This window comes from Pseudomonas sp. 3MA1, from assembly GCF_029237275.1.
GTDB lineage: Bacteria > Pseudomonadota > Gammaproteobacteria > Pseudomonadales > Pseudomonadaceae > Aquipseudomonas > Aquipseudomonas fluorescens_AP.
In genome coordinates this window covers 230,577-257,409 of sequence record NZ_JAACFX010000007.1, presented here as the reverse complement: position 1 = coordinate 257,409, position 26,833 = coordinate 230,577, and the positions used below count along the sequence as shown (strand labels likewise).

General features: G+C 59.0%; 23 protein-coding genes and 3 tRNA genes. 24 read left to right on the top strand and 2 right to left on the bottom strand.

All coding sequences use genetic code 11. From position 1 onward, the window contains the following. The first annotated feature begins 108 nt into the window (after positions 1–108). From carB to GWQ44_RS20100, 3 genes are read left to right on the top strand one after another with little or no spacing between them, the layout of a single operon-like run. The gene (gene carB / locus GWQ44_RS20110) at positions 109–3,330 is read left to right on the top strand and encodes a carbamoyl-phosphate synthase large subunit (RefSeq protein ID WP_253129649.1); all 3,222 of its coding nucleotides are present in this window, start codon (positions 109–111) and stop codon (positions 3,328–3,330) included. Continuing rightward, on the top strand, positions 3,327–3,803 hold the full coding sequence (greA, locus tag GWQ44_RS20105) for a transcription elongation factor GreA (RefSeq protein ID WP_011059193.1): 477 nt from the start codon (positions 3,327–3,329) through the stop codon (positions 3,801–3,803). The genes carB and greA overlap by 4 nt, the downstream gene beginning before the upstream one ends. A gap of 28 nt (positions 3,804–3,831) precedes the next feature. Further along, positions 3,832–4,236 carry an MFS transporter gene (locus GWQ44_RS20100; RefSeq protein WP_103740585.1) on the top strand — a complete coding sequence of 135 codons (405 nt, stop codon included), beginning with the start codon at positions 3,832–3,834 and terminating at the stop codon, positions 4,234–4,236. 12 nt (positions 4,237–4,248) lie between these two features. Here the strand turns inward: GWQ44_RS20100 and GWQ44_RS20095 are convergent, their stop codons facing one another. After that, on the bottom strand, positions 4,249–4,557 hold the full coding sequence (locus GWQ44_RS20095) for a YhbY family RNA-binding protein (protein WP_007920867.1): 309 nt from the start codon (positions 4,555–4,557) through the stop codon (positions 4,249–4,251). Between the two features lie 105 nt (positions 4,558–4,662). Here GWQ44_RS20095 and rlmE point away from each other — a divergent pair, with 105 nt between their 5' ends. The 18 genes from rlmE (at position 4,663) to GWQ44_RS20005 (ending at position 21,706) form a co-directional block, all read left to right on the top strand. After that, entirely contained in the window at positions 4,663–5,292 is a 630-nt protein-coding gene (gene rlmE, locus GWQ44_RS20090; RefSeq protein WP_016967229.1) for a 23S rRNA (uridine(2552)-2'-O)-methyltransferase RlmE, read from the top strand. 201 nt (positions 5,293–5,493) lie between these two features. Continuing rightward, a complete protein-coding gene (gene ftsH / locus GWQ44_RS20085; protein ID WP_016967231.1) occupies positions 5,494–7,398 on the top strand; it encodes an ATP-dependent zinc metalloprotease FtsH in 1,905 nt (634 codons plus the stop codon). 8 nt (positions 7,399–7,406) lie between these two features. Continuing rightward, positions 7,407–8,258: a dihydropteroate synthase gene (folP, locus tag GWQ44_RS20080; RefSeq protein ID WP_016967233.1), complete on the top strand. Its 852-nt coding sequence runs from the start codon at positions 7,407–7,409 to the stop codon at positions 8,256–8,258. 16 nt (positions 8,259–8,274) lie between these two features. Next, positions 8,275–9,612, top strand: coding sequence for a phosphoglucosamine mutase (gene glmM, locus GWQ44_RS20075; RefSeq protein WP_016967235.1), 1,338 nt, complete (start codon positions 8,275–8,277; stop codon positions 9,610–9,612). A gap of 66 nt (positions 9,613–9,678) precedes the next feature. Further along, positions 9,679–10,434 (top strand): triose-phosphate isomerase, encoded by a 756-nt coding sequence (tpiA, locus tag GWQ44_RS20070; protein ID WP_011059200.1) that lies wholly within the window; start codon positions 9,679–9,681, stop codon positions 10,432–10,434. Between the two features lie 4 nt (positions 10,435–10,438). Beyond that, positions 10,439–10,822 (top strand): preprotein translocase subunit SecG, encoded by a 384-nt coding sequence (gene secG, locus GWQ44_RS20065; protein WP_015634120.1) that lies wholly within the window; start codon positions 10,439–10,441, stop codon positions 10,820–10,822. Positions 10,823–10,851: 29 nt separating this feature from the next. After that, positions 10,852–10,937: transfer RNA gene (locus GWQ44_RS20060), tRNA-Leu, on the top strand. 96 nt (positions 10,938–11,033) lie between these two features. After that, positions 11,034–11,110: transfer RNA gene (locus GWQ44_RS20055), tRNA-Met, on the top strand. A 130-nt stretch (positions 11,111–11,240) separates the two neighbouring features. Continuing rightward, positions 11,241–11,699 (top strand): ribosome maturation factor RimP, encoded by a 459-nt coding sequence (gene rimP / locus GWQ44_RS20050; protein WP_041120545.1) that lies wholly within the window; start codon positions 11,241–11,243, stop codon positions 11,697–11,699. Between the two features lie 47 nt (positions 11,700–11,746). Beyond that, positions 11,747–13,228 (top strand): transcription termination factor NusA, encoded by a 1,482-nt coding sequence (gene nusA, locus GWQ44_RS20045; protein WP_011059201.1) that lies wholly within the window; start codon positions 11,747–11,749, stop codon positions 13,226–13,228. A 27-nt stretch (positions 13,229–13,255) separates the two neighbouring features. Beyond that, positions 13,256–15,772, top strand: coding sequence for a translation initiation factor IF-2 (infB, locus tag GWQ44_RS20040; RefSeq protein WP_016967777.1), 2,517 nt, complete (start codon positions 13,256–13,258; stop codon positions 15,770–15,772). Between the two features lie 159 nt (positions 15,773–15,931). After that, positions 15,932–16,333: a 30S ribosome-binding factor RbfA gene (gene rbfA / locus GWQ44_RS20035; protein ID WP_016967778.1), complete on the top strand. Its 402-nt coding sequence runs from the start codon at positions 15,932–15,934 to the stop codon at positions 16,331–16,333. Between the two features lie 3 nt (positions 16,334–16,336). Further along, a complete protein-coding gene (truB, locus tag GWQ44_RS20030; RefSeq protein WP_016967779.1) occupies positions 16,337–17,254 on the top strand; it encodes a tRNA pseudouridine(55) synthase TruB in 918 nt (305 codons plus the stop codon). A 115-nt stretch (positions 17,255–17,369) separates the two neighbouring features. Beyond that, on the top strand, positions 17,370–17,639 hold the full coding sequence (rpsO, locus tag GWQ44_RS20025) for a 30S ribosomal protein S15 (RefSeq protein WP_011059205.1): 270 nt from the start codon (positions 17,370–17,372) through the stop codon (positions 17,637–17,639). A 197-nt stretch (positions 17,640–17,836) separates the two neighbouring features. Further along, complete coding sequence (gene pnp / locus GWQ44_RS20020) at positions 17,837–19,942, top strand: polyribonucleotide nucleotidyltransferase (RefSeq protein ID WP_016967781.1); 2,106 nt, start codon at positions 17,837–17,839, stop codon at positions 19,940–19,942. Positions 19,943–20,059: 117 nt separating this feature from the next. Continuing rightward, positions 20,060–20,135 (top strand) — tRNA-Thr (locus tag GWQ44_RS20015). 483 nt (positions 20,136–20,618) lie between these two features. Beyond that, entirely contained in the window at positions 20,619–21,140 is a 522-nt protein-coding gene (locus tag GWQ44_RS20010) for a hypothetical protein (RefSeq protein WP_047301696.1), read from the top strand. 269 nt (positions 21,141–21,409) lie between these two features. Further along, entirely contained in the window at positions 21,410–21,706 is a 297-nt protein-coding gene (locus tag GWQ44_RS20005) for a DUF6388 family protein (protein ID WP_042942084.1), read from the top strand. Positions 21,707–21,746: 40 nt separating this feature from the next. Here the strand turns inward: GWQ44_RS20005 and nadC are convergent, their stop codons facing one another. Next, positions 21,747–22,595: a carboxylating nicotinate-nucleotide diphosphorylase gene (gene nadC, locus GWQ44_RS20000; protein ID WP_275928116.1), complete on the bottom strand. Its 849-nt coding sequence runs from the start codon at positions 22,593–22,595 to the stop codon at positions 21,747–21,749. A gap of 363 nt (positions 22,596–22,958) precedes the next feature. On the opposite strand from nadC, the gene GWQ44_RS19995 reads away from it, so the two are divergent. The 3 genes from GWQ44_RS19995 to ampE all read left to right on the top strand — a co-directional run bounded on the left by GWQ44_RS19995 (position 22,959) and on the right by ampE (position 26,638). Next, the gene (locus tag GWQ44_RS19995; RefSeq protein WP_275928115.1) at positions 22,959–25,181 is read left to right on the top strand and encodes a DUF1631 domain-containing protein; all 2,223 of its coding nucleotides are present in this window, start codon (positions 22,959–22,961) and stop codon (positions 25,179–25,181) included. A 63-nt stretch (positions 25,182–25,244) separates the two neighbouring features. After that, positions 25,245–25,805: a 1,6-anhydro-N-acetylmuramyl-L-alanine amidase AmpD gene (gene ampD, locus GWQ44_RS19990; protein WP_016965094.1), complete on the top strand. Its 561-nt coding sequence runs from the start codon at positions 25,245–25,247 to the stop codon at positions 25,803–25,805. Further along, positions 25,802–26,638: a regulatory signaling modulator protein AmpE gene (gene ampE, locus GWQ44_RS19985; protein ID WP_016965095.1), complete on the top strand. Its 837-nt coding sequence runs from the start codon at positions 25,802–25,804 to the stop codon at positions 26,636–26,638. The genes ampD and ampE overlap by 4 nt, the downstream gene beginning before the upstream one ends. Positions 26,639–26,833: the final 195 nt, after the last annotated feature.

Sequence of the window (26,833 nt, the reverse complement as noted above, 5' to 3'; positions counted from 1 at the left end):
GAGCAGCGCTTGAGGGCGGCCCCGGCGAGTCCGGCGGAATCCCCTCAGGCGCCTCAGAGAATGTTCAAGACGGCTTGCCGACTGACCTGCGGATTTGAGTGACAACCCATGCCAAAACGTACAGACATTAAAAGCATCCTGATTCTTGGCGCTGGCCCGATCGTGATCGGCCAGGCCTGCGAATTCGACTACTCCGGCGCCCAGGCTTGCAAGGCCCTGCGCGAAGAGGGTTACCGGGTCATCCTGGTGAACTCCAACCCGGCCACGATCATGACTGACCCGGCCATGGCCGACGCCACCTACATCGAGCCGATCAAGTGGCAGACCGTTGCCAAGATCATCGAGAAAGAGCGTCCGGACGCGCTGCTGCCAACCATGGGCGGCCAGACGGCTCTGAACTGCGCCCTGGATCTGGAGCGCGAAGGCGTTCTGGAGAAGTTCGGCGTCGAGATGATCGGTGCCAACGCCGACACCATCGACAAGGCTGAAGATCGTTCGCGCTTCGACGCCGCCATGAAGTCCATCGGCCTGGCGTGCCCACGTTCCGGTATCGCTCACAGCATGGAAGAGGCCAATGCGGTCCTCGATAAGCTGGGCTTCCCTTGCATCATCCGTCCGTCCTTCACCATGGGCGGCACCGGTGGTGGCATCGCCTACAACCGCGAAGAGTTCGAAGAAATCTGCGCTCGCGGTCTGGATCTGTCGCCGACCAAGGAACTGCTGATCGACGAATCGCTGATCGGCTGGAAAGAGTACGAGATGGAGGTGGTCCGCGATAAGAAGGACAACTGCATCATCGTCTGCTCCATCGAAAACTTCGACCCGATGGGCGTGCACACCGGTGACTCGATCACCGTGGCTCCAGCACAGACCCTGACCGACAAGGAATACCAGATCCTGCGTAACGCCTCCCTGGCGGTGCTGCGCGAGATCGGCGTGGAAACCGGCGGTTCCAACGTGCAGTTCGGTATCTGCCCGAACACCGGCCGCATGGTCGTGATCGAGATGAACCCGCGGGTGTCCCGTTCCTCGGCGCTGGCCTCGAAAGCCACCGGCTTCCCGATCGCCAAGGTCGCGGCCAAGCTGGCTGTGGGCTACACCCTGGACGAGCTGTCCAACGACATCACCGGCGGCAAGACTCCAGCCTCCTTCGAGCCGTCCATCGACTACGTCGTGACCAAGCTGCCACGCTTCGCCTTCGAGAAGTTCTCCAAGGCTGACGCACGCCTGACCACCCAGATGAAGTCGGTGGGTGAGGTCATGGCCATCGGCCGGACCTTCCAGGAATCCCTGCAGAAAGCCCTGCGCGGCCTGGAAGTAGGTGTTTGCGGCCTGGATCCGAAGCTCGACCTGAGCAATCCGGAAAGCATGAACGTGCTCAAGCGCGAACTGACCGTGCCGGGCGCCGAGCGTATCTGGTACGTGGCTGATGCCTTCCGTGCCGGCATGACCGTTGAGCAGATCTTCGGCATGAACATGATCGACCCTTGGTTCCTGGTGCAGATCGAAGACCTGATCAAGGAAGAAGAGAAGGTCAAGACTCTGGGGCTGTCGGCCATCGATCGCGACCTGATGTTCCGCCTCAAGCGCAAAGGCTTCTCCGATCAGCGTCTGGCCAAGCTCTTGGGTGTGACCGAGAAAAACCTGCGCACGCATCGTCAGAAGCTGGAAGTGTTCCCGGTCTACAAGCGCGTCGACACTTGCGCCGCCGAGTTCGCTACCGACACCGCTTATCTGTACTCGACTTATGAAGAAGAGTGCGAGGCCGCGCCGTCGACCCGCGACAAGATCATGATCCTGGGTGGCGGTCCAAACCGTATCGGCCAAGGTATCGAGTTCGACTACTGCTGCGTACACGCTGCACTGGCGCTGCGCGACGATGGTTACGAAACCATCATGGTCAACTGCAACCCGGAAACCGTTTCCACCGACTACGACACCTCTGATCGCCTGTACTTCGAGCCAGTGACCCTGGAAGACGTGCTGGAAATCGTCCGCGTCGAGAAGCCAAAAGGCGTGATCGTGCAGTACGGCGGCCAGACTCCGCTGAAACTGGCTCGTGCCCTGGAAGCGGCGGGCGTGCCAATCATCGGTACCAGCCCTGATGCTATCGACCGTGCCGAAGACCGTGAGCGCTTCCAGCAGATGGTCGAACGCCTGAACCTGCGTCAGCCACCAAACGCCACCGTGCGCAGCGAAGACGAAGCGATTCGTGCCGCGACCAAGATCGGTTACCCACTGGTGGTGCGTCCGTCCTACGTTTTGGGCGGCCGGGCGATGGAAATCGTTTACGAGGAAGAGGAGCTCAAGCGCTACCTGCGTGAAGCGGTTCAAGTGTCCAACGACAGCCCGGTGCTGCTGGACCACTTCCTCAACTGTGCCATCGAGATGGACGTGGATGCCGTTTGTGACGGCACCGACGTGGTGATTGGCGCGATCATGCAGCACATCGAGCAGGCCGGCGTTCACTCCGGTGACTCCGCGTGCTCCCTGCCGCCGTACTCGCTGCCGGCGCACATCCAGGACGAGATGCGTGAGCAGGTCAAGAAAATGGCCCTGGAACTGGGTGTGGTCGGCCTGATGAACGTGCAGCTGGCCCTGCAGGGTGAGCAGATCTACGTGATCGAGGTGAACCCGCGTGCCTCCCGTACCGTGCCGTTCGTGTCCAAGTGCATTGGTGTCTCGCTGGCAATGATCGCGGCCCGTGTGATGGCCGGCAAGACTCTGAAAGAGCTGGGCTTCACCAAGGAAATCATTCCGAACTTCTACAGCGTCAAGGAAGCGGTATTCCCCTTTGCCAAGTTCCCGGGCGTTGACCCGATCCTCGGCCCAGAGATGAAGTCCACTGGTGAAGTGATGGGTGTGGGCGATACGTTCGGTGAAGCCTTTGCCAAGGCCCAGATGGGCGCCAGCGAAGTATTGCCAACAGGCGGTACTGCATTTATCAGTGTGCGTGACGATGACAAGCCGCTGGTTGCAGGCGTGGCCCGTGATCTGATCAACTTGGGTTTCGAAGTGGTTGCGACCGCAGGCACAGCCAAGGTGATCGAGGCCGCGGGCCTGAAAGTGCGTCGTGTGAACAAGGTGACTGAAGGTCGTCCGCATGTGGTCGATATGATCAAGAACGACGAAGTCACCCTGATCATCAACACCACCGAAGGTCGTCAGTCTATCGCTGACTCGTATTCCATTCGTCGTAACGCCTTGCAGCACAAGATTTACTGCACCACCACCATTGCTGCTGGCGAAGCTATCTGTGAAGCGTTGAAGTTCGGTCCGGAAAAGACCGTGCGTCGCTTGCAGGATCTACACGCAGGATTGAAGGCATGAATAAATACCCAATGACCGTCCAGGGCGCTCGCGCCCTGGAAGAAGAGCATGCTCACCTGACCAAGGTCGTGCGTCCGAAGCTCAGCCAGGACATCGGTACGGCCCGCGAGTTGGGTGACCTGAAAGAAAACGCTGAATACCATGCTGCTCGTGAGCAGCAGGGTATGGTCGAGGCGCGGATTCGTGATATCGAAGGCCGTCTGCAGAATTCGGTAGTTATCGACGTCACGACCATTCCTCATACCGGCAAGGTGATCTTTGGTACTACGGTGGAAATCGCCAACGTCGAAACCGACGAAAGCGTCACCTACCAGATCGTTGGTGAGGACGAGGCTGATATCAAGCTCGGTAAAATCTCTGTCGGTTCGCCGATTGCTCGCGCCTTGATTGCCAAGGAAGAGGGTGATGTGGTGGCGGTCAAAACGCCTGGCGGCGTTATCGAGTATGAGATTGTCGAAGTCCGTCACATCTGAAAGAAGGCGCCCGCTGCAAGCGGGCGCCATGCTTTGGCAGCTGACCCAGATGTTGTGGGTTGGCGGCTTATGGTTGTTGCATCTCGGCTTGGTTCCCGCCCTGGGGCAGATTGGTCTTGCCCCTTTGCTGATCGAAGAAATTTCCACCTTGCTCAGTGCGTTGTTGGTGGGTTTTTCGGCGGCCTGCCTGATTCTTCAGGCGGCGGTACTGATTCAGTCCGAAGGGCTGAAAAGTCTTTGGCGGGATATTCGGGGGCAACTGCTGTTGATGGCGATGTATGCGTGCGGGATGTATTTCACTGTACGCATTCTGCTGCCGGAGGCTCAGCGCTGGCAGTTGTTCAGCTATCTGGTCCTGGGCTTTTCCGGCCTGGTGTTGGTGTTGCAGCCAGTGCCGGGATGGGGCGCAAGGGTGCGCCAGGCGCACCCTTGACCCTTGTCGACGTCAGTGGAAACGATGGACGTTCGACAGTTGCTTGTTTACCTTGGCGTTCTTGCGGTAGATCAACGCCATCTTGCCGATGACTTGCACCAGATCCGCTTTGCCGGCTTTGCACAGTTCGGCAATGGCTTCCAGGCGCGACTCGCGCTCGAGGATGTTGAGCTTGATCTTGATCAGCTCGTGATCGCTCAAGGCGCGTTCAAGTTCGGCTAGCACACCTTCGGTCAAACCGTTGTCAGCCACAGTCAATACTGGTTTCAGATGGTGGCCAATGGATTTGTACTGTTTCTTCTGCTCTTGAGTGAGCGGCATAATCTGACCCCTGCGTCTGATCTTGTAAAAAGCGGCGGCCAGTTTACCCGAGCGAGTCCGGGACCGCCCAGTTAATCACGACCCGTTTTATTTTTGAGGTGGCCCGTGGCCCGTTCCAAGACAAGCCATAACTGGCTGAAAGAGCACTTCAACGACCCATTCGTCAAAATGGCGCAAAAAGATGGGTATCGTTCTCGTGCCAGCTACAAGCTGCTGGAGATCCAGGAGAAGGACCGCCTTATCCGTCCTGGTATGAGTGTTATCGACCTGGGTGCTGCACCGGGTGGCTGGTCGCAAGTGACCAGTCGTCTGATTGGTGGTCAGGGTCGACTGATTGCTTCCGATATCCTGGAGATGGACAGCATCCCCGATGTGACCTTTATTCAAGGGGATTTCACCGAGGACGCGGTGCTGGCGCAGATTCTCGAGGCTGTCGGAAATTCGGAAGTCGACCTTGTGATTTCCGATATGGCCCCCAATATGAGTGGGTTAGCGGCTGTGGATATGCCGCGGGCGATGTTCTTGTGCGAATTAGCGCTGGACCTTGCTAGCCGTGTACTACGTCCAGGTGGTGATTTTCTGATCAAAATCTTCCAGGGTGAAGGCTTTGACGAGTACCACAAGAGCGTTCGGCAGATGTTCGAGAAAGTGCAGATGCGTAAGCCGACGTCTTCTCGTGACCGTTCCCGAGAGCAGTATCTGCTTGGGCGCGGCTTCCGGGGTCGCAGTGAGTAAGTAGGATTTTTGACCGGGGTGATAGGATTTTCGTATTTCGCCCCGTCAGATTAAGCGCATATTGTGTAGTCTAAGTTTCACATAGGGTTACAGACAGCGCCTGCCAGAGCTGTAGGTAATGTAGTAAGTTAGGCCGGTGAATATCATGCGAAGCGCGCGCCAGTAGCGGAGCTTGCTTCAGAGGGTAGTTAATTGAACGACATGGCAAAGAATCTGATCCTGTGGTTGATCATCGCTGCCGTCCTGGTGACGGTGATGAACAACTTCTCCAGCCCTAACGAGCCGCAGACCCTCAACTATTCCGACTTCATCCAGCAAGTTAAGGATGGCAAGGTCGAGCGCGTAGCTGTTGATGGCTACGTTATTACCGGCAAGCGCAACGATGGCGACACCTTCAAGACCATCCGTCCTGCGATTCAGGACAACGGTCTGATTGGCGACTTGGTGGACAACCATGTCGTGGTCGAAGGCAAGCAGCCTGAGCAGCAAAGCATCTGGACCCAGCTCTTGGTGGCCAGCTTCCCGATCCTGGTGATCATTGCCGTCTTCATGTTCTTCATGCGGCAAATGCAGGGCGGGGCAGGTGGCAAAGGCGGGCCGATGAGCTTTGGCAAGAGCAAGGCGCGTCTGCTCTCTGAAGATCAGGTGAAAACCACCCTGGCTGACGTCGCAGGTTGTGACGAGGCCAAGGAGGAAGTTGGCGAGCTGGTTGAATTCCTGCGTGATCCAGGCAAGTTTCAACGTCTGGGCGGCCGCATCCCTCGTGGCGTGCTGATGGTCGGTCCGCCGGGTACCGGTAAGACCTTGCTGGCCAAGGCCATTGCGGGCGAAGCCAAGGTGCCGTTCTTCACTATTTCCGGTTCTGACTTCGTCGAGATGTTCGTAGGTGTCGGTGCCAGCCGTGTTCGCGATATGTTCGAACAGGCCAAGAAACATGCTCCATGCATCATTTTCATCGATGAGATCGACGCTGTCGGTCGTCACCGTGGCGCCGGCATGGGCGGTGGTCATGATGAGCGTGAGCAGACCCTCAACCAATTGCTGGTTGAGATGGATGGCTTCGAAATGAACGACGGCATCATTGTGATCGCCGCTACCAACCGTCCTGACGTACTCGACCCGGCGCTGCTGCGTCCCGGTCGTTTCGACCGCCAAGTGGTGGTGGGGCTGCCGGATATCCGCGGTCGTGAGCAGATTCTCAAGGTTCACATGCGCAAAGTGCCAATGGGCGAAGATGTTGCTCCTGCAGTGATCGCGCGCGGTACTCCGGGTTTCTCCGGTGCGGATTTGGCGAACCTAGTGAACGAGGCCTCGCTGTTCGCGGCTCGTACCGGTAAGCGTATTGTCGAAATGAAGGAATTTGAACTGGCCAAGGACAAGATCATGATGGGCGCGGAGCGCAAATCCATGGTCATGTCCGAGAAAGAAAAGCAGAACACCGCTTATCACGAAGCCGGCCACGCCATTGTCGGTCGAGTCGTGCCTGAGCATGATCCGGTCTACAAGGTTTCGATCATTCCTCGCGGTCGGGCATTGGGCGTCACCATGTTCCTGCCGGAAGAAGACCGCTACAGCCTGTCCAAGCGTGCCCTGATCAGCCAGATCTGCTCGCTCTATGGTGGCCGTATCGCAGAAGAGATGACGCTTGGTTTTGACGGTGTGACCACCGGTGCATCCAACGACATCATGCGCGCCAGCCAGATTGCTCGGAACATGGTCACCAAGTGGGGACTCTCCGAAAAGCTCGGTCCGTTGATGTATGCGGAAGAAGAGGGCGAAGTGTTCCTGGGTCGCAGTGCGGGCAGTCAGCACGCCAGCTTGTCCGCTGAAACGGCGAAACTGATCGACTCTGAAGTGCGCAGCATCATCGATCAGTGCTACGGCACTGCCAAGCAGATCCTGACCGACAACCGCGACAAGCTGGACGCCATGGCGGACGCCTTGATGAAGTACGAAACCATTGATGCCGATCAGATTGACGACATCATGGCTGGGCGTACTCCGCGTGAGCCTCGTGATTGGGAGGGCGGCTCGGGCACTACTCCTCCAGTGGTGCAAAACGAACGTCCGGAAACACCCATTGGCGGTCCTGCTGCCGACCACTAAGGTTCTAAATGACTTCTGTCCCATCCTCTACCCGGTTGCCTTGCGGCAACCGGGTTCTTGATTTGGCCCGTGCGCATGTCATGGGCATTCTCAATGTAACTCCTGATTCCTTCTCTGATGGCGGTCGTTTCAGTCAGTTGGACGTCGCCTTGCGGCATGCCGAGGCCATGGTCCTGGCGGGTGCTACGCTGATCGATATCGGTGGCGAGTCGACACGGCCGGGTGCTCGTGCGGTATCACCTCTGGAAGAGTTGGAGCGTGTGGCTCCGGTCGTGGAGCGAATTAATCGCGAGCTGGATGTGGTTATTTCCGTTGATACCTCGACCCCGGCGGTCATGCGTGAAACTGCTCGTCTGGGAGCGGGGTTGATCAATGATGTGCGTGCACTGCGCCGTGATGGTGCTCTTGATGCAGCAGCCGCTACTGGCTTGCCAGTGTGCCTGATGCATATGCTCGGCGAGCCTGGCGATATGCAGGACAACCCGCATTACCAGGATGTCACTCGCGAAGTGAGCGAGTTTTTGGTTGAGCGGATGGCCGCGTGTGCGGCGGTAGGGATCGAGGCTGAGCGGATTGTCCTTGACCCGGGTTTTGGTTTTGCCAAGACCCTGCAGCACAACTTGAGTCTGTTCAAGCATATGGAGGCCTTGCATGCCCTTGGGCGCCCCCTGCTGGTTGGGGTGTCGCGCAAAAGCATGATTGGCCAGTCCCTGAATCGACCTGTAGCCGAGCGATTGCACGGCAGTCTGGCACTGGCGGCACTGGCGGTGACCAAGGGCGCGAAGATTATCCGCGTCCATGATGTCGCCGAAACGGTGGATGTGGTGCGAATGATTGCGGCAGTGGAATCCGCCGAATAAGAATGATGGAGTACTTATGACGAAGAAATATTTTGGCACCGACGGCATTCGTGGTCGTGTGGGCGAATACCCTATTACTCCAGATTTCATGCTCAAGCTCGGCTGGGCGGCTGGCATGGCTTTTCGCAGCATGGGGGCTTGCCGTGTGCTGGTGGGCAAGGATACGCGTATCTCCGGCTACATGTTCGAGTCGGCCCTGGAGGCCGGACTGTCCGCGGCAGGCGCGGATGTGATGTTGTTGGGGCCGATGCCAACACCGGCGATCGCTTACCTGACGCGCACCTTTCACGCCGAAGCGGGCATTGTCATCAGTGCTTCGCACAATCCTCATGATGACAACGGCATCAAATTCTTTTCGGGCGAAGGTACCAAGCTGCCCGACGAAGTAGAGCTGATGATCGAAGAGTTGCTGGACGCTCCGATGACCGTGGTGGAATCAAGCAAGCTCGGCAAGGTGTCGCGCATCAATGATGCCTCGGGGCGGTATATCGAATTCTGCAAGAGCAGTGTGCCTTCCAGCACCAGCTTTGCCGGCTTGAAGATCGTCCTGGACTGTGCTCACGGCGCGACCTACAAGGTGGCGCCCAGTGTGTTCCGTGAGCTGGGCGCGCAAGTGACGGTGCTTAGCGCACAACCTAACGGCTTGAACATCAACGAGAACTGCGGTTCGACTCACATGGCGCAATTGCAGGCCGCGGTTCTGGCGGAACATGCGGACCTGGGGATCGCCTTCGACGGTGATGGTGACCGGGTGCTGATGGTCGACCAGACCGGTGCGATCGTTGATGGTGACGAGTTGTTGTTCATCATCGCTCGTGATCTGCATGAGCGTGACAAGTTGCAGGGCGGCGTGGTCGGTACTCTCATGAGTAACCTGGGTCTTGAGCTGGCATTGGCGGATCTGGGTATTCCGTTTGTGCGGGCCAACGTCGGCGACCGTTATGTGATTGCTGAACTGCTTGAGCGCAATTGGTTGGTGGGTGGAGAAAATTCCGGCCATATCGTGTGCTTCCGTCACGCGACCACCGGTGATGCGATTATCGCTGCGCTGCAGGTGCTGATGGCGCTCAAGGCGCGTGGTGAAAGTCTGGCGCAATCACGCCAGGGGCTGCGCAAATGCCCTCAAGTGCTGGTCAATGTCCGTTTTGGCGGCGGCGACAGTCCGGTTGAACATCCTGCTGTGAAAGAGGCTTGCGAGCGCGTTACGACCGCCATGGCGGGGCGTGGCCGGGTCTTGCTGCGCAAGTCCGGTACTGAGCCGCTGGTGCGTGTCATGGTCGAAGGTGACGATGAAGCGCAGGTTCGAGCCTACGCCGATGAGCTGGCAAAACTGGTTGCTGAAGTTTCTGCCTGATTTCGGCTTGCCAGTGTTGTTTTGGTTGGGTAACATCTGCGCCCACTTTGACCGACGAGGTACAGCATGCGTCGCCCTATGGTAGCTGGTAACTGGAAGATGCACGGTACCCGCGCCAGCGTCGCTGAGCTGATCAACGGCCTTCGTCATCTGGCCTTGCCGAGCGGTGTTGATGTCGCGGTATTCCCGCCTTGCTTGTATATCAATCAAGTGATTGATGGCTTGAAAGGCAAGTCGATTCAGGTCGGCGCGCAGAATTCTGCGGTGGAATCCATGCAAGGTGCGTTGACGGGCGAAATCGCCCCGAGTCAATTAGTGGATGCAGGTTGCTCCCTGGTGCTGGTTGGACACTCCGAACGCCGCCTGATCATGGGTGAGCGTGACGCGACTCTCAATCGCAAGTTTGCAGCAGCGCAGGCCTGTGGTTTGAAGCCGGTTCTGTGTGTAGGGGAAACCCTTGAGCAGCGTGAAGCTGGTAAGACTCTAGAAGTTGTCGGGCGTCAGCTGGGCAGCATCATCGAAGAGTTGGGTGTTGGCGCTTTCGCCAATGCTGTTATCGCTTACGAGCCGGTCTGGGCCATTGGTACCGGGCTGACTGCAACACCGCAACAGGCGCAGGATGTGCACGCAGCCATTCGCGCGCAGTTGGCGGCAGAGAATTCTGAAGTGGCACGAGGAGTGCGGCTTCTATACGGCGGCAGCGTGAAGGCGGCCAATGCGGTCGAACTGTTCGGCATGCCGGATATCGATGGGGGGCTCATTGGTGGAGCTTCCCTGAATGCAGATGAGTTCGGTGCGATCTGTCGCGCCGCGGGAAACTGAAAAAATGCTGGAAACAGTCGTAGTCGTTTTTCATCTGCTGGGTGCCCTGGGCGTAGTTGCTCTGGTTTTGCTGCAGCAGGGTAAAGGTGCCGATGCTGGCGCGTCTTTCGGTGCAGGTGCTTCAAATACTGTGTTCGGAAGCCAAGGTTCCTCTACCTTTCTTAGTAAGTTTACTGCTATACTTGCCGCCGGTTTCTTCATAACCAGCTTGGGGTTAGGTTACTTTGCTAAAGAGAAAGCTCACCAGCTGACTCAAGTAGGTTTGCCAGATCCAGCAGTGCTTGAAGTACCAAAGCAAAAACCGGCTTCTGATGATGTCCCGGTGCTCCAAGAGCAAAAGTCGGCCAACAGTGCGACTGACGTACCTCCAGCTCCAGAGCAGAAGTAAGAAGAGTTTCACGCAGTAACGTAGTCTATGCCGAGGTGGTGGAATTGGTAGACACGCAACCTTGAGGTGGTTGTGCCCATAGGGTGTAGGGGTTCGAGTCCCCTTCTCGGTACCAATTGTCAGGAGAGCCCGCTGTTGCGGGCTTTCTTGTAGGTGGAAGGTTACATTGACCCAAAAAGGGATCGGTCGTATACTTCCGCCCCAGCTTTGTCGCGGGGTGGAGCAGTCTGGTAGCTCGTCGGGCTCATAACCCGAAGGTCGTCGGTTCAAATCCGGCCCCCGCAACCAGTTTTAGCGGAGCCCCTTTTCAGGGGCTTTTTGTTAGCTGGACACTTTACAGCGCCGCTATTCAACGGCGTTTCCGGGATGGGCGCTTCGCCCATTTTTTATTTGCACAAGCATGCACGAGGGGGTTCAGGTGTCGAGCAAGCTAGAACAGTTGCAGGCCTTGTTGGCCCCGGTGGTCGTGGCCCTTGGCTATGAATGCTGGGGTATTGAGTTTTCGGCTCAGGGTCGCCACTCATTGTTGCGCGTTTATATCGATAAAGAAGGCGGCGTGTTGGTGGACGATTGCGCCATCGTCAGCCGTCAGATCAGTGGTGTTCTCGACGTGGAAGACCCGATCTCCGTTGAATACACCCTTGAAGTTTCCTCTCCTGGCATGGAACGCCCGCTGTTCACCCTTGAACAGTTTGCCAAGTATGTCGGTGAGCAAGTGAAGATCAAGCTGCGCTCGCCCTTCGAAGGTCGGCGTAATTTTCAGGGCCTTCTCCGCGGGGTGGAGGAGCAGGACGTCGTGGTGCAGGTAGATGATCACGAGTTCCTGTTGCCGATCGATATGATCGACAAGGCCAACATTATTCCCAGTTTTGACTGAGACGCGGATCCCGCGGATCCAATGGCTTGCGAAAGGCGAGGCGTACGATGAGCAAAGAAGTACTGCTGGTTGTTGAGTCGGTATCCAATGAAAAGGGTGTACCGGCAAGCGTGATTTTTGAAGCGCTGGAGCTGGCTCTGGCCACTGCTACCAAAAAGCGTTTTGAAGACGAAGTGGACCTGCGTGTGGAAATCAATCGCCACACCGGTTCCTACGAGACTTTCCGTCGCTGGACGGTGGTCGAAGAAGCCGATCTGGATGATCCAGCGGTCGAGACCTGGTTGAGCAAGGCTCGTGAAACCCATCCCGACGCCAAAGTCGGTGATGTGATCGAAGAGAAAATCGAATCCATCGAGTTCGGCCGCATCGCTGCCCAGACCGCCAAGCAGGTCATTGTGCAGAAAGTTCGCGAAGCCGAGCGCGCACAGGTAGTTGATGCCTATCGCGAGCGCCTGGGTGAAATCATCTCCGGCACCGTGAAAAAAGTGACACGTGACAACGTGATCGTTGACCTGGGCAACAACGCCGAAGCGTTGCTGGCCCGTGAAGACATCATCTCCCGTGAGACTTTCCGGGTCGGCGTGCGTCTGCGCGCGCTGCTCAAGGAAATCCGCACCGAGAACCGCGGCCCGCAGCTGATCCTGTCGCGTACCGCGCCGGAAATGCTGATCGAGCTGTTCCGTATCGAAGTGCCGGAAATTGCCGAAGGCCTGATCGAAGTCATGGCCGCTTCCCGTGATCCGGGTTCGCGGGCCAAGATCGCAGTCCGCTCCAAAGACAAACGCATCGACCCGCAGGGCGCGTGCATTGGTATGCGCGGTTCGCGCGTCCAGGCCGTTTCCGGCGAGTTGGGCGGCGAGCGTGTGGACATCGTCCTGTGGGACGAGAACCCGGCGCAGTTCGTGATCAATGCCATGTCGCCGGCTGAGGTCGCGGCAATTATCGTTGACGAAGATGCCCATGCCATGGACATCGCCGTTGGCGCAGACAATCTGGCTCAGGCCATTGGTCGCGGTGGTCAGAACGTGCGTCTGGCCAGCCAATTGACTGGCTGGACCCTGAACGTGATGACCGAATCGGACATCCAGGCCAAGCAGCAAGCAGAAACCGGCGACATCCTGCGCAATTTCATCGATGAGCTGGAAGTCGATGAAGAACTGGCACAGGTTCTGGTTGATGAAGGCTTCACCAGCCTGGAAGAGATTGCCTACGTACCGCTGGAAGAAATGCTCAACATCGACGGCTTTGACGAAGACATCGTCAACGAGCTTCGCGCTCGGGCCAAGGATCGCTTGTTGACTAAAGCCATCGCTACTGAGGAAAAGCTGGCAGACGCCCATCCGGCCGAAGACCTGCTCTCGCTTGAGGGTATGGACAAGGATTTGGCGATGGAACTGGCGGTGCGCGGCGTAATTACCCGCGAAGACCTGGCCGAGCAGTCTATTGACGACCTGCTCGACATCGACGGCATTGACGATGATCGTGCCGGCAAGTTGATCATGGCCGCCCGAGCCCACTGGTTCGAGTAATTAGGCGCGGCCTGAGGAGAGAAGTGCATGACGCAAGTCACGGTGAAACAACTGGCCGATGAGGTCAAAACACCGGTAGAGCGCCTGCTGCAGCAGATGCGTGAGGCAGGTCTGCCGCACACCGCCGCCGAGGAACATGTGAGCGACAGTGAGAAGCAGTCGTTGCTGACTCATCTGAAAAGCAGCCACAAGGCGAAAGTGGAAGAACCACGCAAGATCACTTTGCAGCGCAAGACCACCAGCACCCTGCGTGTGGCTGGCAGCAAGAGCATCAGCGTTGAAGTGCGCAAGAAGAAAGTCTTCGTGCAGCGCAGCCCGGAAGAAATCGAAGCCGAGCGTCAACGCGAACTGGAAGAACGTCGCGCAGTAGAAAATGCTGCTCGTCAAAAGGCTGAAGAAGAAGCCAAGCGTCGCGCCGAAGAAGAAGCGCGTCGCCAGCCTGCTCCGGTTGCCGAGCCTGTTGCTGCGCAAGCTGCTGCAGCCCCTGCACCTGCGCCTGTGGTCGACACTGTGCAAGAAGCACCGGTGGCCGCTCCGGCACCGGTTGCCGAGCGCAAGAAAGACGAGCAGCGCCGTCCGGACAAGTCCCGCAACGACGACAACCGTCGCAGCGGCGATGGCGAGCGCAAAAACGCTCCGCATCGTGCTTCGGTCAAGGAAAAGGCGCCTGCGCCGCGCGTTGCCCCGCGTACTACCGACGAAGAAAGCGATGGCTTCCGTCGTGGTGGTCGCGGCAAGGCCAAGCTGAAGAAGCGCAACGCTCACGGTTTCCAGAGCCCAACCGGGCCAGTGGTACGTGACGTGCAGATCGGCGAGACCATCACTGTGGGCGAGTTGGCCCAGCAGATGTCGGTCAAGGCTGCCGAAGTCATCAAGTTCATGTTCAAGCTGGGTACTCCAGCCACCATCAACCAGGTTCTGGATCAGGAAACTGCCCAGCTGGTTGCTGAAGAACTGGGCCACAAAGTGACCCTGGTCAGCGACACCGCCCTGGAAGATTCCCTGGCCGAGTCCCTGAAGTTCGAAGGTGAGGCGGTTGCCCGTGCGCCGGTCGTGACCGTAATGGGCCACGTTGACCATGGTAAGACCTCGTTGCTGGACTACATCCGTCGCGCCAAAGTGGCCGCGGGCGAAGCCGGCGGCATCACCCAGCACATCGGTGCCTACCACGTAGAAACCGAGCGCGGCATGGTCACCTTCCTCGACACCCCAGGTCACGCCGCGTTTACCGCCATGCGTGCCCGTGGTGCCAAGGCCACCGACATCGTGATCCTGGTGGTTGCAGCGGACGACGGCGTGATGCCGCAGACCGTTGAAGCCGTTCAGCACGCACAGGCTGCCGGCGTTCCGCTGGTGGTGGCGGTGAACAAGATCGACAAGCCAGGCGCCGACCTGGACCGTATCCGCAGTGAGCTCTCGGTTCACGGCGTAACGTCCGAAGACTGGGGTGGCGATACGCCGTTCGTACCGGTTTCCGCGAAAATGGGTACCGGTGTCGACGACCTGCTCGAAGCGGTTCTGCTGCAGGCTGAAGTACTGGAACTCAAGGCCACTCCTTCGGCTCCTGGCCGTGGCGTCGTGGTTGAATCCCGTCTCGACAAGGGCCGCGGCCCGGTAGCCACCGTGCTGGTTCAGGACGGTACGCTGCGTCAAGGCGACATGGTGCTGGTTGGCTCGAACTACGGCCGCGTGCGCGCCATGCTCGACGAGAACGGCAAGCCCATCAAGGAAGCCGGTCCTTCCATCCCGGTCGAGATCCTCGGCCTGGACGGCACCCCGGACGCTGGCGACGAGATGAGCGTAGTGGCCGACGAGAAGAAAGCCCGTGAAGTGGCTCTGTTCCGTCAAGGCAAGTTCCGCGAAGTCAAGCTGGCCCGTGCTCACGCCGGCAAGCTGGAAAACATCTTCGAAAGCATGGGCCAGGAAGAGAAGAAGACGCTCAACATCGTCCTCAAATCCGACGTCCGTGGTTCGTTGGAAGCTCTGCAAGGCGCTCTGAACGGCCTGGGCAACGACGAAGTGCAAGTGCGCGTAGTGGGCGGCGGCGTCGGTGGTATCACCGAAAGCGACGCCAACCTGGCACTGGCCTCCAACGCTGTACTGTTCGGCTTCAACGTGCGTGCCGATGCCGGCGCCCGGAAGATCGTCGAGCAGGAAGGTCTGGATATGCGTTACTACAACGTGATCTACGACATCATCGAAGACGTCAAGAAAGCCCTGACCGGTATGTTGGGCAGCGACGTTCGGGAGAACATCCTGGGTGTTGCCGAAGTTCGCGACGTGTTCCGCTCGCCGAAGTTTGGCGCGATCGCCGGTTGCATGGTCATCGAAGGTGTCGTGCACCGTAACCGTCCAATCCGCGTACTGCGTGAAGACATCGTTATCTTCGAAGGCGAGCTGGAATCCCTGCGCCGCTTCAAGGATGACGCGTCCGAAGTGCGTGCCGGCATGGAATGCGGTATCGGCGTGAAGAGCTACAACGACGTCAAAGTCGGCGACAAGATCGAAGTCTTCGAGAAGGTCCAGGTTGCTCGCAGCCTCTAACTCGCGCACTTCAAGAGCCCTGGTGGCCCGTAGCATGTCTATGCACGGCACCGCCAGCGGCCTCTAAACGCAACGCCCGGTCTGGCTCCTGCCAGGCCGGGCGTTTGCCGCTTTCAGACCACACGGGTTTCACCGTGAGGCAGTAACAGGTAACAAGACATGGCAAAAGAATACAGCCGTACCCAACGTATCGGTGATCAGATGCAGCGCGAACTGGCGCAACTGATCCGTCGCGAAGTCAAGGATCCACGTGTCGGCCTGGTGACCATCACCGCCGTGGAAGTCAGCCGCGATGTCGGTCACGCGAAGATCTTCATCACCGTGATGGGCCAGGAAAACGCCGAAGAGATCGCCCAGAGCATCAAGGTGCTGAACTCGGCGGCAGGTTTCCTGCGCATGCAACTGGCCAAGGAAATGAAGCTGCGCAGCGTGCCGCAACTGCACTTCCATTACGACGAAAGCGTGGCCCGCGGGGCGCACTTGTCGGCCCTGATCGAGCGCGCCGTGGCTGAAGACAGCCAGCATGGCGACGCGCCTGCCCCTGAAGACGCCAAGGAGTAAGCGGTGGCTCAGGTCAAGCGTATCCGTCGTAACGTCAGCGGCATCATCCTTCTGGACAAGCCGCTGGGCTTCACCTCCAACGCGGCGCTGCAGAAAGTCCGCTGGTTGCTCAATGCCGAGAAGGCCGGTCACACCGGCAGCCTCGATCCACTGGCCACCGGTGTGCTGCCGCTGTGCTTTGGCGAGGCCACCAAGTTCTCGCAATACCTGCTCGATTCCGACAAGGGTTACGAAACCCTGATGCAGTTGGGCAAGACCACCACCACCGCGGACGCTGAAGGCGAAGTTTTGCAGACCCGTGAAGTGACCGTTGGTCGTGCCGATATCGAAGCGGTATTGCCGGAATTTCGCGGTGAAATCAAACAGATACCGCCGATGTACTCCGCCCTCAAGCGCGATGGCCAGCCCCTCTACAAACTGGCTCGTGCAGGGGAAGTGGTGGAGCGCGAACCGCGTTCTGTTACTATTGCGCGCTTGGAATTACTCGCCTTTGAGGGCGACACTGCGCGCCTGGCGGTGGACTGCAGCAAAGGCACCTATATCCGCACCCTGGTGGAAGATATCGGTGAAAAACTTGGCTGCGGTGCTTACGTTGCGGAACTGCGACGGACCCAGGCCGGACCTTTCAGCCTGGCCCAGACGGTCACCCTGGAAGAGCTTGAAGCCGTGCACGCCGAAGGCGGCAACGAAGCGGTAGATCGCTTCCTGATGCCATCGGACAGCGGTCTGCTGGATTGGCCCCTGCTGCAGTTCTCGGAGCACAGCGCGTTCTACTGGCTCAATGGCCAGCCGGTGCGTGCCCCGGATGCGCCAAAGTTCGGCATGGTGCGGGTACAGGATCACAACGGTCGCTTCATCGGTATCGGTGAAGTGAGCGAAGACGGGCGCATCGCGCCGCGTCGACTGATTCGGTCAGAATGACCGAACGAGGGTGGCTGTTAACAGGCACGGTCACTACTCATTTATAGATACAGGGATTTGTCCCTGGCCTGTTGAAACTGTTCTTGAACAGTTTCCTGATATAAGGATTGCCCACATGGCACTCAGCGTTGAAGAAAAAGCTCAGATCGTAACCGACTACCAGCAAGCTGTTGGTGACACTGGTTCGCCAGAAGTGCAAGTTGCACTGCTGACCGCCAACATCAACAAACTGCAAGGTCACTTCAAAGCCAACGGTAAAGACCACCACTCCCGTCGTGGCCTGATCCGCATGGTAAACCAGCGTCGTAAGCTGCTGGACTACCTGAAAGGCAAAGACCTGAGCCGTTACAGCACCCTGATCGGTCGTCTGGGTCTGCGTCGCTAATCAGCGATTGCGCTATGAGGTTGGTTGTTTGCCATGCGTCAGCGGTTTTTCCGCCGGCGTATGGCAGGCTCCCAGCCTCAAGTTTTATCTGCTGCACCGTTTTACCTGGACAATAAAGGCTGGGCCGATTCCCCGCATTGCCCAAGAATTTCGCAAGAAGCAAGTTTCCCCAAGAGCCACAAAGAAGGTAGGACACCGTGAACCCGGTAATCAAAAAATTCCAGTTCGGTCAGTCGACCGTAACCCTCGAGACTGGCCGTATCGCCCGTCAGGCCTCCGGCGCAGTATTGGTCACCGTTGACGACGACGTCAGCGTATTGGTGACCGTGGTTGGCGCCAAGCAAGCCGATCCAGGCAAGGGCTTCTTCCCTCTGTCTGTTCACTACCAGGAAAAGACTTACGCTGCCGGTAAGATCCCTGGCGGTTTCTTCAAGCGCGAAGGCCGTCCTTCCGAGAAAGAGACCCTGACCTCGCGTCTGATCGACCGTCCGATCCGCCCTCTGTTCCCAGAAGGCTTCATGAACGAAGTGCAGGTTGTCTGCACCGTGGTTTCCACCAGCAAGAAGACCGATCCGGACATCGCTGCGATGATCGGTACCTCGGCTGCCCTGGCGATCTCCGGCATTCCTTTCGACGGCCCGATCGGCGCCGCTCGCGTGGCTTTCCACGAAAGCACCGGCTACCTGCTGAACCCGACCTACGAGCAACTGGCTGCTTCGAGCCTGGACATGGTCGTGGCCGGTACCGAAGAAGCCGTACTGATGGTTGAATCGGAAGCCAAAGAGCTGACCGAAGACCAGATGCTGGGCGCTGTACTGTTCGCCCACGACGAATTCCAGTCGGTGATCAAGGCGGTCAAAGAGCTGGCCGCCGAAGCTGCCAAGCCTACCTGGGACTGGGCTGCTGCCCCAGAAGCCACCGAACTGCTGGGCGCTATCCGTGCCGAGTTCGGCGAAGCCATCTCCCAGGCTTACACCATCACCGTCAAGGCCGACCGTTATGCGCGCCTGGGCGAGCTGAAAGACCAAGTGGTCGCCAAGCTCTCCGGTGAAGAAGGCCAGCCTTCGGCTGCCGAAGTCAAAGCCGCTTTCGGCGAGATCGAATACCGCACCGTTCGCGAAAACATCGTCAACGGCAAGCCGCGTATCGACGGCCGCGACACCCGCACCGTGCGTCCGCTGAACATCGAAGTCGGCGTCCTGCCGAAGACTCACGGTTCGGCCCTGTTCACCCGTGGCGAAACCCAGGCCCTGGTGGTTGCGACCCTGGGCACTGCCCGCGACGCACAGCTGCTGGACACCCTGGAAGGCGAGAAGAAAGACCCCTTCATGCTGCACTACAACTTCCCTCCGTTCTCGGTGGGCGAGTGTGGTCGCATGGGCGGCGCGGGTCGTCGTGAAATCGGTCACGGCCGTCTGGCCCGTCGTTCGGTCCAGGCCATGCTGCCAGCCGCCGACGTGTTCCCTTACACCATCCGCGTCGTATCGGAAATCACCGAATCCAACGGTTCCAGCTCCATGGCTTCCGTATGTGGTGCTTCCCTGGCACTGATGGACGCCGGTGTACCGATGAAGGCACCGGTTGCCGGTATCGCCATGGGCCTGGTTAAAGAAGGCGAGAAGTTCGCCGTCCTGACCGACATCCTGGGTGACGAAGACCACCTGGGCGACATGGACTTCAAGGTAGCCGGTACCGCCAAAGGCGTCACCGCGCTGCAGATGGACATCAAGATCAAGGGCATCACCGAAGAAATCATGGAGATCGCCCTGGGCCAGGCCCTGGAAGCTCGCCTGAACATCCTCGGCCAGATGAACCAGATCATCGGTCAGTCCCGTAGCGAACTGTCGGCCAACGCACCGACCATGATCGCGATGAAGATCGACACCGACAAGATCCGTGACGTCATCGGTAAAGGCGGCGCCACCATTCGCGCGATCTGCGAAGAAACCAAGGCTTCGATCGACATCGAAGACGACGGTTCGATCAAGATCTTCGGCGAAACCAAGGAAGCTGCAGAAGCCGCGCGTCAGCGCGTTCTGGGCATCACCGCGGAAGCCGAGATCGGCAAGATCTACCTCGGCAAGGTTGAGCGCATCGTCGACTTCGGCGCCTTCGTCAACATCCTGCCGGGCAAGGACGGTCTGGTGCACATCTCCATGCTGAGCGACGCTCGCGTTGAGAAAGTCACCGACATCCTGAAAGAAGGTCAGGAAGTGGAAGTGCTGGTACTGGACGTGGACAACCGCGGCCGGATCAAGCTGTCCATCAAAGACGTGGCAGCTGCCAAGGCTTCGGGCGTTTAATCGTCCTTTAGCCTGACGCTGAACAAGCAAGCGCCCCGACTGGTTCGGGGCGTTTTGCTATCTGCGCCAAGGCTTCTGGTTGCCGGCCTCGGGCGCCGATGCTAGGTTTTAGCCCACGCCGGTGTAGCTCAGTCGGTAGAGCAGCGCACTCGTAACGCGAAGGTCGCAGGTTCGATTCCTGTCTCCGGCACCAGATATCGAGTTTGGGGCGGTTTGCCAATGTTTAGCCCCGCCAGCAAAGTCCCTCTAGCGCTGAATGAGCACCCTCGAAAGATACCTCTCTCAGAAAGTCCTGCAGTCAGGTTTGACTGGTGTTGAGTTAGTCAGTTGTATTCATGACTCATTATTGAAAGTTGCCAGGGCTTGCTCTGAAAGTTTCAGGCGCTGCTGTTCTATTGTATGGGGCGTTCCTGTAGTTGAATGTTGAGTGGTGTGTTTTTAAAAGTTCTTATGGTTGGTAAGTAGTAAGCCTGACTAAGGCTTAACTTTTCTAAATTCGCTAGTGCCCTTCGTGCTTCTGGCTGTTTGGCCGATGCTATTTGAAGTCGATGCTTTCGTGATCTGACGGTAGTTGTACTGGGTTGCTTATGCGGGTACCTGATGCTGTTCATGAATCAAGTGGTGCCAGCGAACGGCATTGCCCATAATGACGCCCTGAAATCAAGGAGTGTTCAGCGTGAAGAAGTGGAAGTTGGCGTTAATTGGCGCAGTATCGCTGTCCCTCGCAGCCTGTGAGAAGGCCCCCACGTATGAGTTTGAGGGGCAGTATTTTGCAATGGAGGGCGAAGAGTGCACGACTCCAGCGAATGTGAAAGATGCTGAACAATATTATCTGGAGATCACCAAAGAAGTGCGGGGCAGAAGCGTGTTGTTCTCGGCTCATTTCCCAGCAGCTGCGAAGGCTGGACTGCCTGTTGTCAGTGCGCAAAGCGTCTCGCCCAATGATCATAACCAGCTGACTTTCAATTTTTATGAACCCAAATCAGCCGGGACGCCTCCTGAGGCTACAAAGTTTAATATCGTGCTCTCCGTTATTCCCAATCAAAGCAAGGAAGGGCACTTGTGGGTGACTAAGGCTGAAATGAATATTGCCCGCGATGGGACCGTTCAGCAGTACGACATCCTGGAAAATCTCAGAAGGTTTTTCGAACTCGGCAAGGCAGGCGTGTGCTTGAGAAAAGGCACAACGACCGGCTGAGCAACCTTGTTTCCTGAGGTTTCTGCTGGGGCTGTCTCGGGCGGTGGCCCGCAAATCCGCCGATTTTTCCCTCATGGGTGCATCAGGTCATATAAATCGTCGCTCAAAGGTCCTATATTCGGTTGCTGTCTGAGTACCAGCATGCTGTTTTCAGATGATCCCGAATGGTTCTGAAGGCCAGATAAATCGCCGTTTACGACGATTTTTTGCGGCAGAGAGATCCCAACGATCCAGATCCATCTTCCATTCCCATGATCAGAGAGAACGAGATGATTCCTAAAGAGGCAAGAATCGACGTAGCGCTTGAACGGTACCTGGCTGCCACGCCTTCCTTGCAAGAGGAAATCAGCGCCCTGAGCCCCGAAGAACAGAAGCAGCAGGCCCAATGGGCCTTTGAGGACGAGGCAGAGTCTCGCGGCATCGAGCCGTGGGAACTGGTGCTCGATCTGGTGGCCGAGACACCGGAGGAACTGAAGGCCATGCGCCTGGAGGTGCATCAGGAGGTTGCTGAAGCGCTGGGCATGGACCTCGAGGACTATCTGCAGCTCAACGAGATCGACGATTGAGCCTGACGCCAGCCTGACTCAGGCTGGCGTTTTTCATGGGTTACAGGCTCAGGCGCATCGAAAGGTCCACAGCCTTCACGTCCTTGGTCATGGCCCCGATAGAGATGTAGTCCACCCCGGTTTCGGCAATCGGCCGCAGGGTGCTTTCATTGATCCCGCCACTGGCTTCCAGCTTGGCCTTGCCGGCATTCAGGCGCACCGCCTCGCGCATATCGTCCAGGCTCAGTTCGTCGAGCATGATGATGTCGGCTCCCGCCGCCAGGGCTTGTTTCAACTCCCCAAGGCTTTCCACTTCCACTTCCACCGGCTTGCCCGGGGCGATCTTGTGGGCGGCGCTGATGGCCTGGGCGATGCCCCCGCAGGCAGCGATATGGTTTTCCTTGATCAGGAAGGCGTCGTACAGCCCGATGCGGTGGTTGTGGCAGCCGCCACAGGTGACCGCGTACTTCTGTGCCAGGCGCAAGCCAGGCAGCGTCTTGCGGGTATCCAGCAGCTTGACCTGGGTATCGGCGACAAAGTCGGCCAAATAGCGAGCGCGGGTGGCCACCCCGGACAGCAGTTGCAGGAAGTTCAGCGCGCTGCGTTCGCCAGTGAGCAGTGAACGGGCCGGTCCTTCGAGGTGAAACAGCGCCTGGTTGGGCAGCACTCGCTCGCTGTCAGCCACTTGCCAGTGCACGGCGACCCGTGGATCCAGTTGGCGGAACACCGCGTCCACCCAGGCGGTGCCGGCGATGACCGCGGCTTCGCGGGTAATGATGGTGGCCTTGGCCAGACGTTCGGCCGGGATCAATTGCGCGGTGATGTCGCCGCTGCCGATGTCTTCCAGCAACGCGCGGCGCACGTTGGCTTCGATTTCGGCGGTCAGGTCGGCGAGGCGTAGATTCGGCATAACGGGCTCCACAATCAAGGTGCGCCGATTATAGGGGCATGGGATCGGCGAACCCAAGGCGGCAAGTGCCGGCGGGTCGCGGGCGAACCGCTCTTTCGTCGTTTTGTCTGATGGGGATAAGTGAACTTTCTTGGTTGGATGAGGGTTATTTCCGGAGAGGCGACAGAGTCTGCTGGCGCAAGAGGGGAGTTTTACAAGATAATATGACTTGTAATTGACGTCATAGCTTTGACGTATCTTTGGCTCCCTCTTAAACGAAGTGCTGTGGAGTGCACCTGCCTCCGCTGAGAACCGACTGTGAGCGCCGTCGGCTTGACTGAATCTTGATCTCGAACCGAAGAAACACCTTTCCAGGAGGCTTGGATGCACAACGACGGGAATGTAGTGCCTTTGCACAAGGCGGCTACAGATCAGGCGAACGCTTCGCCGCTTGCCCGCCTGCCGGTGATTCTGCTTCAGGTTCGTGACAAGGCCGCCCAGCAACTGCGTCACGGTTTGCAGGAGCTGTTCGATAACGCCGACGACACCCTGTTCGAAATGGCCGACCGTGCCCAGAACAATGTCGAACAGAACACCCTGTTCGAAGCCATGCGCGACCTGCGCCTGAAGCGCAAGAGCATCGAGCGCGCGTTCCTGGAAAAGTTTTTCGAAGCCTTCGCCAGCCTGGTGCAATACGACCCGGCCCTGGTCATTCCCCACGCGGTGGCATACGACCCTTCCTTTGATCCCTCCCGGGATGACCTGGAAAAGAAGGTCGCGGTGCAGGCCATGGTGGCCAAGGTCCTCAATCGCGACGGCGTTGCCCTCGGGCAACTGACGGCGCGCCTGAGTGTGCTGCTGGGCCGGCGCCTGCTGGATGCGGAGAATCCCCTGGGACCGGCGCTGCTGTGTGAGTACTTCCTGCAGGCCGGGCGCAGCCTGGGGGTGGAGATCAAGGTCAAGTTGATCATCCTCAAGCTGTTCGAGCGTTACGTGCTCAGCGATGCCGAGCAGCTTTATGGCGAAGCCAACCAACTGTTGATCGCCACCGGCATTCTGCCGGAGCTGATGCCGGCACCGGCGCGTCGAGCCTCGGACCGGGCCCGGGTCGAAGCCCAGGCACAGGCTGGCGAAGGCGCCAAGCCCAGCCAATGCCAGCTCGACGAGAGCGTGCAGGAGGTTTTCGCCGCCTTGCAGACCTTGCTGCTGCAGGTGCGTGGCAGCGTTGCGCCGACCCTGGAAGCCAGCGCCGAGACACAGCCGATTTCCACCCGCGACCTGCTGCGCCTGCTCTCGCACCTGCAGCAATATGTGCCGCCCCCCAGCGCCCAGGAAGATTTCGACCTGCGCAACCAACTGGAGCAACTGCTCACCCGGGTCAGCGTCAAGAGCGGCAAGTCGCGGGTGGTGGACGTGGCCGACGAGGACGTGATCAACCTGATCGCCATGCTCTTCGAATGCATCCTCGATGATCGCAACCTGCCGGATTCCCTCAAGGCGCTGATCGGGCGCCTGCAGATTCCCATGCTCAAGGTGGCGGTGCTGGACAAGAGCTTCTTCAGCCGCGGCAACCACCCGGCTCGACGCCTGCTCAATGAAATCGCCGCGGCGGCCATGGGCTGGGGCGGTTGCGCTGACCATCAACGCGACAGCCTGTACCTGCGTATCGAACAAGTGGTGCAACGCCTGCTGAGCGAGTTCAGCGACGACCCGGCGATCTTCTCCGAGCTGCTGGCCGATTTTCTCGCCTTTACCGCCGACGAACGACGTCGTGCCGAGTTGCTGGAGCAGCGCACCCGAGACGCCGAGGAAGGGCGAGCCAAGGCGGAACTGGCCCGGCGCCGGGTCGAGCAGGCACTCAATGAGGCGCTGCTGGGCAAGGTCCTGCCGCACAAGGTGGTGGATTTTGTTCGCGATGCCTGGAGTCAGGTGTTGCTGCTCAGTTGCCTCAGGCACGGCGACGACTCCGTCGAATGGCAGACCGCCGAGCGCACCCTGCGCGACTTGATCTGGAGTGTGCAGCCCCAGCAGCGAGCGGATACTGCGATGCGCTTGCTGGAGCTGGTGCCGGGCCTGCTCAAGGGCTTGCGTGACGGTCTGAGCAGCGCGGCGTTCGATCCCTTTGCCACCAGCGAATTCTTCAGCCTGCTGGAGGCCCTGCACCTTCAGGCCTTCGAGCGCCAGGCCCTGGCGCCGCCGCTGCGCGGCAGTGCGTCGCTGGCCGAGCCGGCGCAAATGATCGTGGTGGCCCAGGAGATTGTCCTGCCTTCTGCCGAGGAGGGACCGCTGGAGGCTGCGCCCCTGGTCCTGCCGGCCAATGACCCCAGCGTGCTGCTGGTCGATCAATTGCGGCTGGGGGCCTGGGTCGAATTCCAGGAAGAGGAGGACACCACCTTGCGCTGCAAACTGGCGGCGATTGTCCCCCATCCCGTGGCCAAGTACGTGTTTGTCAACCGCACCGGGATGAAGGTCCTGGAGCGCACGCGCATGGGCCTGGCCCTGGAGTTCCAGCGCGGCGCAGTGCGGGCTCTGGACGACACCCTGTTGTTTGACCGGGCCCTGGAGTCGGTGATCGGCAATCTGCAGCGACTCAATCACGGCAAGTGATCGCAACTCGAGGGGGTAACGCGGCATACTGGCCCACTCAAGGCTTCAATTGAAGGAATCGGTATGCGGCTGGACCCTGCCACGGGTTGGTGTCACGGCGTGCGGCACTGCCCGTCAGTCAATTTCAATGAGCGTCCCACCGGGGAAATCTCCCTGCTGGTGATCCATAACATCAGCCTGCCGCCGGGGCAGTTCGGCACCGGCAAGGTTCAGGAATTCTTCCAGAATCGTCTTGATGTCACAGAGCACCCGTATTTTGCCGGGATCGCCGATTTGCGCGTGTCGGCGCATTTCCTGATCGAACGTGACGGCACGGTCACCCAGTTTGTCTCCTGTCTGGACCGGGCCTGGCACGCGGGGGTGTCGAGCTTCGAGGGGCGCGATACCTGCAACGACTTTTCCCTCGGCATCGAGCTGGAAGGCACCGACGAACTACCGTTCACCGAGGCCCAGTACCGCTCCTTGAGTGCCCTGACCGAACAATTGCAGGCCGCGTACAGCGCCATCACCACACAACGGATCTGTGGCCATAGCGACATTGCGCCCGGGCGCAAGACCGACCCGGGCCGGGCTTTCGACTGGGCACGCTATCGTGCCGCCTTGGAAAAGGGGGAAGGACAATGAGTTTTCTGGTGTTGCTACTGGCGGTGTGGGTCGAGAAGTTCTCGGCCTTGCGTCAGCGGGTGCAGCGTGACGGCTGGTGGCTGAAGAACCTGGCGCAACTGGAGTCCAGCCCGCGTCTGGCCGGACACCCATGGTGGCTGTTGCTGATACTGGTGCTGCTGCCGGTGGCCTTGCTCGGTCTTTTGTTGCTGGTGCTGCAACCGGTCGCCTACGGCCTGCTGGCCTTGCCGCTGCATCTGCTGGTGGTGATCTACGCCCTGGGGCGCGGCGACCTGCTGGGTGGTCTCGGGCCGTTTCGCGACGCCTGGCGGCGCGAGGACCTGCAAGCGGCGGTGCATGTTGCCAAGCGTGACCTGGACATTGGCGCCGACAGCGGCGAGCAACTGCTGGAGCGGGTGCAAGGCTATGTGCTGTGGCAGGCCTTCCAGAGCTTCTTTGTGGTGATCTTCTGGTACTTCCTGCTGGGGCCGGTGGCGGCCTTGAGCTACCGCCTGCTGGCCCTGGCTGCCGAGCACGGCAAGAATCCCGCCCTGGTGGAGCGGGCCGCGCAACTGCGCCATGCCTTCGACTGGTTGCCGGTGCGCCTGCTGGCGGCGAGCTTTGCCCTGGTGGGCAACTTCGTGGCCGTGAGCCGGGTGATGCTCCACGAGTTGCTCAACTGGCACATCAGCGCCGCCCAACTGGTGGAGCGGGTCGGCCTGGTGGCCGCCGAAATTCCGCCGCCCCTGACCGGCCCTGAAGGCATCAACAGCCTGGACCGCATCTGGGAACTGCTGCTGCGGGCCGCCGTGCTCTGGTACGCCGGTTTTGCCCTGTGGACCGTTCTCGCCTGAATCTGTGCCCCTCGCGCAGCGAGCCAGTCTGGCTCACTGCGCCAGCCCGGGCCACGGGCTCGATCAACCGCTCCGATCCGCCGCCCATGCGCGGTTAACTTTAAGTTACAAAACCTCCCCCGAAATTGCGCTATACAGACGCAGCGCCGAATAGTGGCTATCTGCTGCCTTCGCCTGCCTGCCAATAAAAATAAA

What these genes read in the sequence shown, in the direction of transcription:
- rpsO (WP_011059205.1), top strand. Translation starts at nt 17,370, where the DNA reads ATGGCACTCAGCGTTGAAGAAAAAGCTCAGATCGTAACCGACTACCAG.
- GWQ44_RS20005 (WP_042942084.1), top strand. Translation starts at nt 21,410, where the DNA reads ATGATTCCTAAAGAGGCAAGAATCGACGTAGCGCTTGAACGGTACCTG.
- infB (WP_016967777.1), top strand. Translation starts at nt 13,256, where the DNA reads ATGACGCAAGTCACGGTGAAACAACTGGCCGATGAGGTCAAAACACCG.
- ampE (WP_016965095.1), top strand. Translation starts at nt 25,802, where the DNA reads ATGAGTTTTCTGGTGTTGCTACTGGCGGTGTGGGTCGAGAAGTTCTCG.
- GWQ44_RS20100 (WP_103740585.1), top strand. Translation starts at nt 3,832, where the DNA reads ATGCTTTGGCAGCTGACCCAGATGTTGTGGGTTGGCGGCTTATGGTTG.
- carB (WP_253129649.1), top strand. Translation starts at nt 109, where the DNA reads ATGCCAAAACGTACAGACATTAAAAGCATCCTGATTCTTGGCGCTGGC.
- folP (WP_016967233.1), top strand. Translation starts at nt 7,407, where the DNA reads ATGACTTCTGTCCCATCCTCTACCCGGTTGCCTTGCGGCAACCGGGTT.
- rbfA (WP_016967778.1), top strand. Translation starts at nt 15,932, where the DNA reads ATGGCAAAAGAATACAGCCGTACCCAACGTATCGGTGATCAGATGCAG.
- GWQ44_RS19995 (WP_275928115.1), top strand. Translation starts at nt 22,959, where the DNA reads ATGCACAACGACGGGAATGTAGTGCCTTTGCACAAGGCGGCTACAGAT.
- secG (WP_015634120.1), top strand. Translation starts at nt 10,439, where the DNA reads ATGCTGGAAACAGTCGTAGTCGTTTTTCATCTGCTGGGTGCCCTGGGC.
- ftsH (WP_016967231.1), top strand. Translation starts at nt 5,494, where the DNA reads ATGGCAAAGAATCTGATCCTGTGGTTGATCATCGCTGCCGTCCTGGTG.
- greA (WP_011059193.1), top strand. Translation starts at nt 3,327, where the DNA reads ATGAATAAATACCCAATGACCGTCCAGGGCGCTCGCGCCCTGGAAGAA.
- GWQ44_RS20095 (WP_007920867.1), bottom strand. Translation starts at nt 4,557, where the DNA reads ATGCCGCTCACTCAAGAGCAGAAGAAACAGTACAAATCCATTGGCCAC.
- tpiA (WP_011059200.1), top strand. Translation starts at nt 9,679, where the DNA reads ATGCGTCGCCCTATGGTAGCTGGTAACTGGAAGATGCACGGTACCCGC.
- nadC (WP_275928116.1), bottom strand. Translation starts at nt 22,595, where the DNA reads ATGCCGAATCTACGCCTCGCCGACCTGACCGCCGAAATCGAAGCCAAC.
- ampD (WP_016965094.1), top strand. Translation starts at nt 25,245, where the DNA reads ATGCGGCTGGACCCTGCCACGGGTTGGTGTCACGGCGTGCGGCACTGC.
- nusA (WP_011059201.1), top strand. Translation starts at nt 11,747, where the DNA reads ATGAGCAAAGAAGTACTGCTGGTTGTTGAGTCGGTATCCAATGAAAAG.
- glmM (WP_016967235.1), top strand. Translation starts at nt 8,275, where the DNA reads ATGACGAAGAAATATTTTGGCACCGACGGCATTCGTGGTCGTGTGGGC.